Origin of the sequence: Sulfitobacter sp. PM12 (assembly GCF_045586035.1) — a bacterium.
Classification (GTDB): domain Bacteria; phylum Pseudomonadota; class Alphaproteobacteria; order Rhodobacterales; family Rhodobacteraceae; genus Sulfitobacter; species Sulfitobacter pontiacus.
On the sequence record NZ_CP151529.1, the window covers coordinates 1063281 to 1077007 of the forward strand.

Genomic DNA, 13727 nt, shown 5'->3' on the forward strand with positions numbered 1-13727 from the left:
CCCGCCGCCCGGTCTAAGGTCGGCGGGATAGACACTAAATGAGACGTCCCCATGTCCCGGATCACGCATATCGCGCTTGACGACGCGAACCTGCCCCCGCCCACGCCCGAGATAGAGCAAGAGCGCAAGGTCGCCATGTTTGATCTGCTGGAGGACAATGTTTTTACCCTGCCGTCGCGCGATGATCGCCCGGTGCCACAAGGGCCGTACCATCTGGGCCTGTCGATCCGTGACAAACGGCTGGTGTTTGATGTGAACACCGAAAGCGCTGAAAAGGCGGCGGAATTCCATCTGTCGCTGGGGCCGTTCCGGCAGGTTGTCAAAGACTATTTCCAGATTTGCGAATCCTATTTCGAGGCGGTCAAGAAATCCGCCCCCTCGCAGATAGAGACCATCGATATGGCACGGCGCGGGATTCACAACGAAGGGTCTCGGGTGTTGCAAGAGCGGCTTGAAGGCAAGGCCGAGATCGATACAGATACGGCCCGCCGCCTGTTCACCCTCATCTGCGTTCTGCACTACGGCGGCTAGATGACCCAGAAACTGCCCCAATCGGTGCTGTTTTGCTGCGATCACAACGCGGTGCGGTCGCCTATGGCCGAAGGGTTGATGAAAAAGTTCTACGGCACGGGCACCTATGTGCAATCCGTCGGCGTGATGAACGATCTGGAAATCGACGGTTTCTCTATCGCGGTGTGCCAAGAGCTGGACGTGGAATTATCCCGCCACCGGTCCCGCAGTTTCGACGAGATGGAGAACTGGGGCGATGATCTAAGCTCTTTCGATCTGATCATCGCGCTGAGCCCCGCCAGCCAACGCCGCGCGCTGGAACTGACGCGGTTCTATCATCTGACCGTGGAATATTGGCCGATCCTGGACCCGACAGGGCTGGGGGAAACGCGCGATGCCAAGATCGCGCAATACCGCGCCGCCCGTGATCAGATCAAAGACCGTCTGATTGACCGTTTCGGCCCGCCTTCGCGGACACAGAACTAGGGCAGGGGCGTGCCCCTGCCGCCGGTGTCACGGTCTTAGGTGGCGCTGCATAGGGTCGATGCTGTCTGGCCATAGGCTTTCCATACAGCCCAGAAATCATTGTCGCTTTTGCGGTCGGACTGGCGTGCCTCTTGCAGGCTGTGAGGGTCCGAGAAAACGCGTACGCCACGGCGCTGTTCTGACGAAGAAAGCTCTTTGTCGGCAACGGCTTGGATACAGCCGCAGCGCGCCGCGCTCGCCTGTTTGCGCCCCGATTTCATGCAGGCGTTGTGGATCGGCCCGGTGGCGAACAAGACAGCGCCCCGGCCAAAGCCGCCGCTGGGGTTATAGCCGCGTGGTCCGCCGCAAGCGGCCAGCGTGCCAACAACACAGATCATCGTGAAAAGTCGTACCATCGTTTTGCCTCATCTCTCGGACGCCGGGTTGATCCCGAGGCTGCCCTAACTGCTGCTGGCATTTATGCCGGAAAACTGCAGATTGAGCAATTCACGATTGAGGGCGCAAAACGGAAATGCCTTTGCCCGAACAGGTCGGGCAAAGGCCTGTGTTGCTTAGAACTTCCAGCGCGCACCAACGAAGGTCACGTCCAGATCCTGATAGGATGCCGACGGATCGTCGAAGTCATAGGTGCGGTGTGTTGCGTAAAGCTCGGTGTTGTACGCGTCGAGGCGCTGAACAACGGCGACACCCACGGAAGAGGTGCTGGACCCTGCGACAACGAAGTCGTTCCCGTCGTAGTAATCAACGGAGAAGGATGTCGAACCCGCCGCGATGTAATCACGGGTGATGCCCGCTTTGATGTAGGCGTAGTCTGCGTCACCCGCAACGCGGCGACCTGCGGAAACCGCGAGGTTCAGACCGGTTGGTTGGTGCAGAACAGCGGCGGAGCCCATGACCAGATCGTTGCTGGTGTCGCGGAACGAATAGCCCAAGCGCGCGTCGACCGAATAGTCGCCGTAGTCTTGAACGTAGCGTGTGCCGACATCGGTGTAGTCGTTGTCATCGCCCGAGCTCAGGACTTCCTGACCGTAGGAAACCGATGCGGAGAAGCCGTTGAACACAGGTGTGTCATAGCGCACGCGGAAACGGCGGCTGCCGTCGAAAGAGCTGTTGGTGCCCCCGATTGTAACGGTCGACAGGGTGCCATCCGCGAAACGCAGTTGTTGGCTGCCCGCGATGTCGCTGATGCCCACATAGGCGGCAACACCGGTGCCCGAGAAGTCAGCTTCGGCGGAGCCATCTGTCGACGTGCTGCCTTGACCAAACGAGAAGATACCCGCGTTTGGCGTGCGGTATGTCAGGTCCAGTTTGCGCAGTTCGGTGCGGTGGTAGTCGAAATCCAGGCTGTCGTCGTCGCCATTGATGGCAGAGGACCCGGTCAGGCCAAGGCCTGCTTCGAAGGTCAGACGCAGTTCGGACCCGTTTTGCAGCGCTTGGGTCATGGTCAGACCAACGCGGCTGTTGGAGTTGTCGTTGTCGATAAACGTGGTGTTTGTGTCTTCACCATCGTCAACGCTCAGAACGCCAAAGTTCAGTTGGCCGTAAACGTCCCAGACGGGGCCTTCTTGGGCCTGTGCCAGCGCGGGAAGCGACGCCAGACCAAGGGCTGCAACGGTCACTGTGCCAAGCGAGTGTTTCATCTTCATCTCAAAATTCCTTATTCGCCCGATCTGCAAGGGTGCAGACCATTTGAGAAGGCCGATCTAACGCCGCCGCCCGCGGGATAAAACCATAAGGCAGCCATACGAAATGCCGGTGTTGCAACATTGCTAAAGGGGGCGGTACCGCGCAGTACCGCCAAGCGCCTTGATATATTGGTGCTGGCGGCGGTATGCGGTTTCTGCATGGCAGGTGACCGCGAAAAAATCGCATCCCCCCTTTGACGTTTGCGATCAGAATGCAGGTAAATCCGCCGACGCGCGTTAAATGCCCTAAGGATCAAGGGGAACCGGCGATCCAGCCCATTGACCAGCGCTTGAATCCGCACCATATCCTTGCCTCATGACACCACTTTCACATATCCGCAATTTCTCCATCGTCGCGCACATCGATCATGGTAAATCCACGCTCGCCGATCGCCTGATCCAAGAGACGAACACCGTTTCCCTGCGCGATATGAAAGCGCAGATGCTCGACTCGATGGATATCGAGCGCGAGCGCGGGATCACGATCAAGGCCCAGACGGTGCGGATCAACTACACCGCCCAGAACGGCGAGGAATATATCCTCAATCTGATCGACACCCCCGGTCACGTCGACTTTGCCTACGAGGTCTCTCGCTCCATGCGCGCGGTCGAAGGATCGCTGCTGGTCGTGGACAGCACCCAAGGCGTAGAGGCGCAGACGCTCGCCAACGTGTATCACGCGATTGATGCGGATCACGAGATCGTGCCGGTTCTCAACAAGATCGACCTGCCTGCGTCCGACTGCGACCGCGTGGCGGAACAGATCGAGGATGTGATCGGGATCGATGCTTCCGAAGCGATCCGTGTTTCGGCCAAGACAGGTCAGGGCATTGTCGAAACGCTTGAAGCCATCGTGCATAAGCTGCCCGCACCAAAGGGCACGCAGGACGCGCCCTTGAAAGCGATGCTGGTCGATTCATGGTACGACAGCTATCTGGGCGTCATCGTTCTGGTGCGGATCATGGATGGTCAGCTGAAAAAAGGCGACCGTATCCGCATGATGCAGAACGGGTCGGTGCACCACGTCGACCGTATCGGCGTCTTCCGTCCCGCCATGACCGAGATCGACAGCCTCAACCCCGGCGAGATCGGGTTTCTGACCGCATCGATCAAACAGGTCCGCGACACACGGGTCGGGGATACAATCACGCACGAGAAAAAGGGCACCGAAACCCCGCTGCCGGGCTTTAAGCCAGCGCAGCCCGTGGTGTTCTGTGGTCTGTTCCCAGTGGACGCCGCCGAGTTCGAAGACCTGCGCGACAGTATTGAAAAGCTGGCGCTGAACGACGCGTCTTTCAGCTTCGAGATGGAAACATCCGCCGCACTGGGTTTCGGTTTCCGCTGCGGCTTCCTTGGCCTGCTGCACCTTGAAGTCATTCGTGACCGGATCGAGCGCGAGTATGACATCGACCTGATCACCACCGCGCCGTCGGTTATCTATGACATCCACATGAAAGACGGCACGGTCGAGCAGTTGCACAACCCCGCTGACATGCCCGACCTGACCTTCGTGGACCACATCGAAGAACCACGCATCAAGGCGACGATCCTTGTGCCGGATGACTATCTTGGTGACGTGCTTAAGCTGTGCCAGGACCGCCGCGGCATCCAGATGGACCTGACCTATGCGGGCAGCCGCGCGATGGTTGTCTATGATCTGCCGTTGAACGAGGTGGTTTTCGACTTCTATGACCGGTTGAAGTCGGTGACCAAGGGCTATGCCTCGTTCGACTATCAGATGATCGGCTACCGTCAGGATGCGCTGGTCAAGATGTCTATTCTGGTCAACGACGAACCTGTCGATGCGCTCAGCACTATGGTGCACCGCGACCGCGCCGAAATGCGCGGCCGTGCCATGGTTGAAAAGCTTAAAGATCTGATCCCGCGTCACATGTTCAAGATCCCTATTCAGGCGGCCATCGGCGGCAAGGTGATCGCGCGCGAAACCCTATCGGCGATGCGCAAGGATGTGACCGCGAAATGCTACGGCGGCGACGCCTCGCGGAAACGCAAACTGTTGGATAAACAGAAGGCGGGTAAGAAGAAAATGCGCCAGTTCGGCAAGGTCGACATCCCGCAAGAGGCATTTATCTCTGCCTTGAAGATGGACAGCTAAGACGATTGTTGAAAGGGGCGCTTCATGCGCCCCTTTTCGTTGGAACGACACCAAAGGTCAGGGCAGCCTTGTCATCTGTGCAGGCACCGCCCCACCGTCCAGCAGCCGCGCCAGACAAGCGTGGGTGAACCCCCAGATATCTTCGTCGTGCACCAGGTGGTGGGTCAGAAATCCCAAGGGTTCCTGCGGGTCAGTCAGCCCTTTGCGGCGGTCCTGCAGCAGTTTGGTGATATCCGCAATCAGCGTGTCCGGCGGGACAAGGCTGCGGGTGCCGCGCCAGAAAATCGGGTCGATATGGGTGTTAATCTGCACCAACCCGGGGGCGGCAATCCGGTTATTCCGCGGCAGATAGGTCGACACCCCGACATAGCCTGCGTCTGCCAGCATCGGCAGCAACCCATCGTCCAACCGGTTCCACGGCGGCACAAAGATCGGCAGCAGGTCGTCGCCGAAAAGCTGTTGCATCCGGTTCAGCGCTTGGGCGAGCTCGTGGGCCGCGTCCGGGCGCGGGTGCCCGAACTCTGCCTTTTTCGCCCCGTCGGGCGCGTGGCTGATATGCTGCCAGCCATGCACCAGCGGGCGGATCAGCGGTCGGTCCTTGCTATAGGCGGCAAGCGCGGGTTCTGCATGTCTAGGGATGACGGCGATATGCACGGGCAGGGACAGATCCTCGGCCAGTGCGGCAAGGCGATCCAGCGCGGGGGTTGGGGCGATGGCATCATCATCGCGCCACCAGATCGGCAGGTGCAATCCCTCTGCGCGCCATATTGCAAGCTCGGCGTCAAGATTGGTCCAATCCACGGTCATCGCGTGCCCTTTCGCATCGCCTCGGTCAGGGTGACCGTCCTCGCGGCCCCGTCAAACCCGTCTGTCTGCGCAGGCCGGGTCGGGGCGGCGTGCAGAGTTGCCAAGGCGGATAGCAACCTGTCCGGTGTCAGATCAGCGCTGCGCAGCACCTCGATCCCCGGTAGCGCGGACAGCGCATCGGCGCGCAGCCCTTGTTCCACCTCGTTGCCGGCGTCAAAGGGGACAAACAGCGCGCGCACCCCGCTTTGCAGCACATCCAGCGCGGTATTGTAGCCGCACAAAGAGACAGAGGCGGCGGCGTGATACAGCATCTGGCGGAATTCGGGGCGCGCCGGTTCGATCACCACATTCGCGGGGGCATTCTGCATCAGCGCGGCGCTGCGTGCGACCGCATCCTGCCCCCCTAGCAGCAAGCGCCAGACCCGCCCCGCATCACGCGCGGCCGCGGCGCGGCAGGTGTCGAACACATGCGCGCCCACATCGCCGCCCCCTGCGCTGACGATAATCTCGCCCGCGCCAAGCCGGTCGGGATGGGGGCTGGCGGGGGGCGGTGCAACGAAACCGGTATAGCGCAGCTTGTCCTGCATCGCGTCCGACACCGGCCAGCTGAGCGAGAGCGGCGTCACGGCCTCGTCCGCATGGACCAGCACCGCATCGTAATACTGCGCAACCAGATCATCGGCCAGCTGCGCCTTGGCGGGTTTGGATGGCGGCGCGAGGATATCGCGTACCGATGCGCAGATCAGTGGGCGCGTGGGCAGGGCATCTGCGGCGTCAAGCAGGGCCAGGAACTCTGCCTTGAGGGTGCGGCGCCCAAAGGGGAACAGTTCGGTGATCAGCAGATCGGGGGCGCGGGTCTGGATGTGGGCGATCAGCATCTCGCGCCGCGCGGCCTTCAACGCTTCAGAGGCAAGCGTGCCGTGTTCATCCAGCAGCCGCGCGAAATCCACACCGTCAGAGCGCAGCGGCGGCAGTTGCACCATGTCAACGCCGTCGCTGTTCAACTGCGGTGCGGGCATCCCGCCCGAGACGACCTGCACATCATGCCCCGCCGCCCCATAGGCGCGGCCAAGGGTCAAGGCGCGGGCCAGATGGCCGGTGCCCAGCAGATGTGTGACGACGATGCTGACCTTCATAAGCGCGGCTCCAGTCGGATGGGATCAGGGTGGGCGGTCCAGCCCTTGGGTGAAATATCCAGTAGATATAAGCGGTTGCGCTTGATCTGAAAGGGGGCGGGGCCAGCGAAACCCCAGCCGGTCGCATGGGCCAGCAAAACACGCATCACGCCGATATGGCAGACGGCGACAGTATCGCGCGTCAAGCTGTTGGCCCAAGGGATCAGCCGTTCGCGCAGGCTGTCGGGGCTTTCGCCGCCGGGTGGGGTGTAGCCCCAGCCCCAATCCTCGATATCGCGGAACCCGCTGGCGGGGTCTGCCTTAAGGTCTACGCCGTGCAGCCCTTCCCACTTGCCCCAGTCCATCTCCATCAGCGCGGGCGCGGTTTTCGGCGCGCGGTCTGCGACCAGTCGGGCGGTTTCAGCGGCGCGGGACAGGGGGCTCGACACAAGATCGGCACGGTCCCAAGGCGCGGGCAATGCCAGCGCCGCCAGACCGGCGCGGGCGTCATCATCCAGCGGGATATCCGTGCGCCCTTGAATGCGGCCCGCACGGTTCCAGCTTGTGTGCCCGTGGCGGAGCAGGGCAAGCCGGATCACGGGCGCACCCCGCAGCTTTCCAACCCTGCCAGCAAGGTCGCGGTGGCAGTGGGAAGCAGATGATGTTGCGCAACAAAATCGCGGGCGGCTTGGGCGCGTGTGTGGCGTAGGGTGGTATCCGCCAGCAGCGCTTTGATCTGTGCGGCAAGCGGGGCGGTGCCGCTTTCCGGTGCGGGATAGGAGGCAGGGGCCAGCACATCGCGCACGCCGGGGCGGTCTTGGGCCACGACGGGCAGGCCCGCGGCCTGCGCCTCCAGATAGGCGAGGCCAAAGGCTTCGTTCACCCCGGGCCAGAACAGCAGCGATGCATGGCGATAGGCGGCGGCCATGGCGGTCGCATCAAGCTCCCCAAGAAAACGAACCGCGTCGCCAAAGGGGGTCATCATCGTCTCTATCTCGGTGCGGGCGGGGCCGTCACCCGCGATATCCAACCGCCAGCTGTTTGCTGGCAGCAGCGCCAGCGTCTCCGCGATGATCTGATACGAGGCGCGTTTGTCCCCGTCGCGCAGCATACCCACAGCCAGCATCGGGCCATCCAGCGCGGACGGCAGAGGCAAAGCGTCCTGTGCGAGAAACGGCGGCAGATGCACCAGCCGCTGCCCCGCGGTCTGATCGCGGCGCAGCGTTTCGGCATCGCGGTGCGTGAGGTAAAAGATCACATCCGCCGCGTCGCTTGCGGCTTCGGCAGCTTGGGCGAAACCGGCCCACGGGCCTGTCAGCCGTTTGCGCGCACGGCTGGATTCGACCAGCAGATAGGGGATACCAAGGGCGCGGGCGACCGCGGGGCCGATCAGGTCGGGGGCCTTGTAATAGTTATGATAGGTGATCCACGCCTGCCAGCCTTCGGTGCGTCCGCGGGCGGTGGCTTGGGTCACTTCGGCCTCGGCAGCGTTGAACAGCATGGCCTGCGCCGCGCTGTCGCCCGCCCCGTCGCGGCTGCGCAGGGTGCTGGCGACTGTGACGGTCGCGCCCCCCCGCTGCAGGGCAGTCATCAACCCACGCGCCATCGCCCGATCACCCGAGGGTACCGGATGGTCAGGCGACTTTAACGGAGCGTAGAACGCAAGCCGCATCAGCCGCCCTGTGCCAGCATGGCCGTCAGCCGTTTGTGTAGCTGGCGAATGCCGGGGGCCATGGTGAACTCTGCATGCAGCCGCTCGTGGGCGGCTTCGGCCAGCCGAGGGCCAAGCGATGGATCCTCCGCAAAACGCCGCATCGCCTCGGCAAGGGCGGCGGGGGCATCGTCGCTTAGCACTCCGGTGGTGCCGCTGGTGATGAACTCGGGGATGGCGGATACGGGCGTGCTGAGCAGCGGAAGCTTCTGGCTTGCCGCTTCCATCAGCACATTGGGCAGCCCGTCACGGTCACCGTCCTTGGCAATGCGCGAAGGCAGCACGAACAGATCGGCGGCGCGCATGGCCGCGATCACCTCTGGTTGGTCGCAAGCCCCGCGCCAAGTGATCCGGTCGTTGATCCCGTGCGTTTCTGCGCGTGCTTTCATCGGTTCCGACAGGTCCCCGCCGCCGATATGGGTCCAGTGCCAGTCAAACTCATTCGGCAGCAGCGCCAGCGCGTCGATCAGGTTGTCAAAGCCCTTCTTCTCGACCATGCGCCCGACAGACATCATCTGGAACGGATCGCTTTTGGCGCGTTGGACCCGGGTTGGCGGTTCGGGGAAACGCGCCAGATCTAACCCGTGGTAGACCAGATCAATCCGGCCCGGGGCGGTGGTTAGCTTACGCAGATGTTGCGCGTTAAAGTCCGTGCAGGTGGCGCCAAAGGCGGCACCGTGGCTGGCGGGGTCCAGCTTTTCGCGCAACTCCCATTCGGGCGAGGTCCAGATGTCCTTGGCGTGGGCAGAAAAGCTCCACGGTAGGCCCCGCAGGATCGCGGCATAGCGCGCGACCGAGGACGGGGTGTGCAGGAAATGCGCATAGATGCCGCGGGTCTCGGCGGGGAGCTCATGTGCCATGACGCAGGCCTGCCCAAAGCGGCGACGGCGGTTAGGGGTGTCATCGCGGGCAAGGTCTTGTTGGAAAACCTCCCATGCCGCGTCGTAACCGGGCATGGCTTTCGCGGCCTCTTGTGCTGCGGCCACACGTTCGGGATCGTCGCGCAGGTATTCCGGCAAATAGCGCACGCGCGCTTGCAGCCGGTCGTGCAACGGGTGGGTTTTCGTATCGGTCGGGTGGCGCAGCGACCAGATGTCGAACCGCAGACCGGCTTCTTCAAGGGCGACAAGTTCTTGTGCGATGAAGGTCTCGGACAGGCGCGGCCAGCCTTTGACCACAATGGCGAGGGGGGCGGGGGCGAGGGGGGCAGGGGTGTCGGTCATGCGCCACCGCCCATCAGGGCGCGGCCCCGTTCAACCACCACGTCAAGCCCGTCCAGCAGCCCGTCTGCACCGGCTTGCGAGGGTTTGTTCTGATGCGGCAGGTTGCGGATTGCGGCGATCATCGCCTGCGGTGTCATGCCATCACGGGTTTCTTCCAGCATGCGGACGAGCCCAAGCTCTTCGGCGCGGCTGGCACGGATCCATTGTTCCAACCGGGGCACGGTGCGCGGCACGATGACGGCGCGTTTGTCAAAAGAAAGCACCTCGCAGAAGGTGTTGTAGCCGCCCATGCAAACCACGCCTTCAGCCCCGACATAAAGCTGTTCGATCCGGCTATCAAAGCCAAGCGCGGTCACCCGCCCGCCCAGCTTGGCCACCCGCGCGTCAAAGGCGTCGCGGACGTCGCCGGACAGGAAGGGGCCGTAGATCAGCTTGGCATTTGGCGTCAGGTCGGGGTCTTGCTCGTAGGCGTCCAGCACAAGCGACACCATCGCGGCACCGTCCCCGCCGCCGCCGGGGGTAATCAGCACATAGGGCTCTTCGGCGGGGGGCACCTCGTCCGGGGCCTCGCGGCGCAGGTAGCCGGTCCAATGCATCCGGTCGTGGGTCGCCTGCGACAGGGGCAGCCCCTTGGTCGGATCATAGACATCGCGCATGCCGTAGACCCAAATCTCGTCATAGTATGTCTCGGTCGCTTCAACCGCGCCCTTGCGTTCCCATTCGGCGGCCAGCACCTCGGGTTCGTCCAGCACGTCGCGCAGGCCCAGCACGACTTTGGTGGTGCCATTCTCGCGCAGCCAGTCAAGGCTGGGCAGCAGTTCCCCGCGAAAGCCCGTCGGCTCTTTATCCACGATCAGCAGATCGGGGGTGTATTCCTCGATCGCGGTGCGGATCAGACCGGCCCGCAGGGAGGTAACCTCGTCGATATCAAGGCCAAGCGTTTGCGCCACATAGCTGCCGTCGGCCAGCTTCGTCACGCCTGGAAGGCGGATGTGGTCGACGCCTTTAGGAAAGGTGAAACGCCCCGCGACGGGCGATCCGGTCAGGATGATGGCCGAGGCATCTTCGTCGCCGTCCATCAAGGCGGCAGCCAGTGCGCGCGACCGCCGTAAGTGGCCCAATCCAAAGGTGTCGTGGCTATAGAAAAGCACCCGCCGCGCTGGTTTGCCATTGCGGGCGTTGTTCGAGACCGTTTGGCGCATGGGCCGATCCTAACTTAGTCAAATATCCTTGGCCGCACCTATCAGTCTGGCGGCTAGAAAGCGTTTATTGTCGAAGGCAGGTGAACCCGTCCCGCCCGATGCACCCAGAAACCGAATACACTCACATCACCTTGGTCTGCCGGTCGAACAGCCCAATAAGAATACCTTAGGCATCTATGGTGAACATGTCATGCATTTCAGCACCTTCCGCCGTCGGCGCCCTTGAATAGGCTGCGAAAACCGGCGTTTGAGGGGGCCAAGCCCGTGGGAAGATGCGGCGCGTGTCATATTCGGCGTCCTTCGCGGTTCATCGTCTGGGGGAGTAGGTGGGGCCGGGGGGTAAAGATTGCAATGGCACGGGGGGTGGCTTAGCGTCTCTAGACTGCTCCCCAAGGCCATGAGCGAGGACATATGCGGCATTTCATCTTCACCCTTCTTTTGTCGCTGTGGGTCTTGCCCTTTGCCAACGCCGCGACGGCGCAAGGGGTTCTGTCCCTTTTGCCAACAGCGCAGGAAACTGCCGTCAGCGATGCAGAAGGCGATGCCGCGCGACTGCAAGAGGTCATCAGACGAGCCGCTGAAAGCGGGGTGAGCGTGGTGGTGGTCGATAGCGCGGGCCAGTTGTTGAACCAGCCCGCATCTGCCCAACCGGCCGAGGGCGACCGGCAAGAGGCGGCGCTGGCCAAGGAAACCTCTGCGTTGATGCACCTGCAAGAACGGGGCAACCAGTTCCGCACTGCCTTGATCGAACGCATCGTGCAGTTGCCCGACGCGATCAACGAGGTGATCTATATTCTGCGGGCCGCCAGCCCGGACGGCACGCTTTGGGCCTTTGGTGAGACGCTGCTGGTGGCGCTCGCGCTGTTTGCTGTCGGGGCCGTGGTCGAGGTAGAGCTGTTCGGCAAGCGAATGGCACGCGGCTTCGTCACCGCCAAAGTGCAGGCGAACCCCGTTGGCTATACCGAAAAGATGCCGTTTCTGGTGTTTCGGTTTTTCATGGGGGTCATCGGCGTTCTGGTGTCGATGGTGGTGGCCTATATTCTGGGCGCGCTGCTGTTTGGACCGCTTGAAGACACGGCGATCCAGTTCACTGTCACGCTGATCAACATCGGCTATTTTGTCTGTCGCGTGGCCGCGGGCCTGTGGCGGATGATCCTGTCACCCTTCCTGTCGCAATACCGCATCCCTGTGTTCAGCGACCGCGACGCCAAACGGCTGCACCGCTGGCTGTGGATGATGGCAAGCCTTGATACCGTCGCGATCCTGTTCGGTATCTGGATCGCTGAACTCGGGCTGAACTATGATGTCTATGCCTTCATCGCCTCCCTGATGTCGGCGGCGATCGTCGTGGCGAATATTCTGATGATCTGGGTCAACCGCCGCCCCATTTCAAACGCGCTGCGGCAGGGCAAGCCCGCGTCGGAATGCAGCGCCGTGGGGCGATTTATGTCGCGAGCCTGGGCACCGCTGGTGGTGGCCTATGCGATTTTTGCCTGGTTCGAACTGACCTATGATCTGGTGCTCGAGAACCCAAGCTCCGTGCCTCTGATCGCGGGGGCCTATGGTATTCTGGTGTCGATCATCGTGGTCTACGGTGTGATCAACTATGCTATTGAACGCGGCTTTGCCCGCGCGCGCATGATGCGCCGCCTGAACGAGCTGCGCCGCGAGAAGCGCGCTGATGCCGCCCTGGACGAGGACGCGCCCGAGGCCGCCGGCACTGCGCAAGCGGATGATACCATGTCGCTGGACGAGGCTGACCGACAGGCGGCAATGGTGCCACGCCAAAGTCTCACCAGCTTTGAAGGTCTGGCGCGGCGCGTGGCCGGTATCCTCGCCTTTGTTACGGGGGCCTATGCGTTCTTCTATATCTGGGACACAGAGGCAACGTTGATGGTCGAAAGCCACGCGGACAAGCTGCTGGACGTGATGGTGATCCTGTTTATCGGCTACGTCGTCTATCACGCCTTCCGCATCTGGATCGACAGCAAGATCGAGGCCGAAACCGCCGACCAGCCCGAGGCGGAACTGGGCGACGAAGGCAGCGGCGCGTCCTCTGCCAGCCGATTGGCAACGCTGCTGCCGCTGTTTCGCAACTTTGTCCTGATCGTTCTGATCGTGACCATCGCCCTCATCGTGTTGATGGAATTCGGGATCAATGTCGGCCCGCTGTTCGCCGGTGCGGGGATCGTCGGTGTTGCCGTCGGCTTTGGCAGTCAAGCACTGGTGCGCGATATCTTTGCTGGCGCGTTCTTTCTGTTCGACGATGCCTTCCGCAAGGGGGAATACCTTGATGTGGGCGGCGTGAAGGGCACTGTCGAGAAAATCTCGGTCCGGTCGTTCCAGCTGCGCCACCATCTGGGCGCGCTGCACACCATCCCCTTTGGCGAGCTGCAGGTGATGACCAACTACAGCCGCGACTGGGTGATCATGAAGCTGCCGTTGCGGGTGACCTATGACACCGATGTCGAACGCGTTCGCAAGCTGATCAAAAAGCTTGGCATCACGCTGCTGGATGATCCGGTGATCGGCGACAACTTTATCCAGCCGCTGAAATCGCAGGGCGTGATTGAAATGCAGGATTCCGCCATGATCATCCGGGTCAAGTTCATGACCAAACCGGGGGATCAATGGCTGGTGCGCAAGAAGGTCTATGAGGAAATCCGAGCCTTGTTTGAGCGCGAAGGAATCCGTTTTGCCCATCGGGAGGTCACTGTGCGTCTGGCCGACGGCAAGGTCAAAGACCTGAGCGACGAGGAACGCGATGCGGTGACCGCAGCGGCGCAGGCATCGCTGGAAGAAGAGGCACAAACCGGCCCGGAGCCGGGCGGCGACGACCGATAGCCTTGTCTCGCGCAGTTGTGACATTGAA

The 13727-nt window shown here is 62.1% G+C and carries 12 protein-coding genes; 4 read left to right on the plus strand and 8 right to left on the minus strand.

The annotated features are described in order from the left end of the window. Nucleotides 1-51: 51 nt before the first annotated feature. Nucleotides 52-531, plus strand: a complete 480-nt coding sequence (locus AADW22_RS05115; protein ID WP_009826222.1) for a UPF0262 family protein — start codon at nucleotides 52-54, stop codon at nucleotides 529-531. Continuing rightward, nucleotides 532-996, plus strand: a complete 465-nt coding sequence (locus AADW22_RS05120; RefSeq protein WP_407474378.1) for a low molecular weight phosphatase family protein — start codon at nucleotides 532-534, stop codon at nucleotides 994-996. A 35-nt stretch (nucleotides 997-1031) separates the two neighbouring features. Here the strand turns inward: AADW22_RS05120 and AADW22_RS05125 are convergent, their stop codons facing one another. Both AADW22_RS05125 and AADW22_RS05130 read right to left on the minus strand, forming a co-directional pair. Further along, nucleotides 1032-1391, minus strand: a complete 360-nt coding sequence (locus tag AADW22_RS05125; RefSeq protein ID WP_107277672.1) for a hypothetical protein — start codon at nucleotides 1389-1391, stop codon at nucleotides 1032-1034. 156 nt (nucleotides 1392-1547) lie between these two features. Next, nucleotides 1548-2642, minus strand: coding sequence for a porin (locus tag AADW22_RS05130; protein WP_132997040.1), 1095 nt, complete (start codon nucleotides 2640-2642; stop codon nucleotides 1548-1550). 355 nt (nucleotides 2643-2997) lie between these two features. Between AADW22_RS05130 and lepA the strand changes: the two genes are divergently transcribed. Then, the gene (gene lepA / locus AADW22_RS05135) at nucleotides 2998-4797 is read left to right on the plus strand and encodes a translation elongation factor 4 (protein WP_037963537.1); all 1800 of its coding nucleotides are present in this window, start codon (nucleotides 2998-3000) and stop codon (nucleotides 4795-4797) included. 57 nt (nucleotides 4798-4854) lie between these two features. On the opposite strand, the gene AADW22_RS05140 is transcribed toward lepA, so the two are convergent. The 6 genes from AADW22_RS05140 to AADW22_RS05165 all read right to left on the minus strand — a co-directional run bounded on the left by AADW22_RS05140 (nucleotide 4855) and on the right by AADW22_RS05165 (nucleotide 10855). After that, nucleotides 4855-5604, minus strand: a complete 750-nt coding sequence (locus AADW22_RS05140) for a polysaccharide deacetylase family protein (protein ID WP_407474379.1) — start codon at nucleotides 5602-5604, stop codon at nucleotides 4855-4857. After that, entirely contained in the window at nucleotides 5601-6740 is a 1140-nt protein-coding gene (locus AADW22_RS05145) for a glycosyltransferase family protein (protein ID WP_407474380.1), read from the minus strand. Before AADW22_RS05145 ends, AADW22_RS05140 begins: the two co-directional genes overlap by 4 nt. Continuing rightward, nucleotides 6737-7318 (minus strand): histidine phosphatase family protein, encoded by a 582-nt coding sequence (locus tag AADW22_RS05150; RefSeq protein WP_407474381.1) that lies wholly within the window; start codon nucleotides 7316-7318, stop codon nucleotides 6737-6739. The genes AADW22_RS05145 and AADW22_RS05150 overlap by 4 nt, the downstream gene beginning before the upstream one ends. After that, on the minus strand, nucleotides 7315-8310 hold the full coding sequence (locus AADW22_RS05155; protein ID WP_407474382.1) for a glycosyltransferase family 4 protein: 996 nt from the start codon (nucleotides 8308-8310) through the stop codon (nucleotides 7315-7317). Before AADW22_RS05155 ends, AADW22_RS05150 begins: the two co-directional genes overlap by 4 nt. A gap of 80 nt (nucleotides 8311-8390) precedes the next feature. Then, the gene (locus tag AADW22_RS05160; protein ID WP_407474383.1) at nucleotides 8391-9653 is read right to left on the minus strand and encodes a glycosyltransferase family 4 protein; all 1263 of its coding nucleotides are present in this window, start codon (nucleotides 9651-9653) and stop codon (nucleotides 8391-8393) included. Beyond that, entirely contained in the window at nucleotides 9650-10855 is a 1206-nt protein-coding gene (locus AADW22_RS05165; RefSeq protein ID WP_407474384.1) for a glycosyltransferase family protein, read from the minus strand. Before AADW22_RS05165 ends, AADW22_RS05160 begins: the two co-directional genes overlap by 4 nt. Before the next feature lie 411 nt (nucleotides 10856-11266). Between AADW22_RS05165 and AADW22_RS05170 the strand changes: the two genes are divergently transcribed. Further along, nucleotides 11267-13699, plus strand: a complete 2433-nt coding sequence (locus AADW22_RS05170; RefSeq protein WP_407474385.1) for a mechanosensitive ion channel family protein — start codon at nucleotides 11267-11269, stop codon at nucleotides 13697-13699. Nucleotides 13700-13727 lie beyond the last annotated feature (28 nt).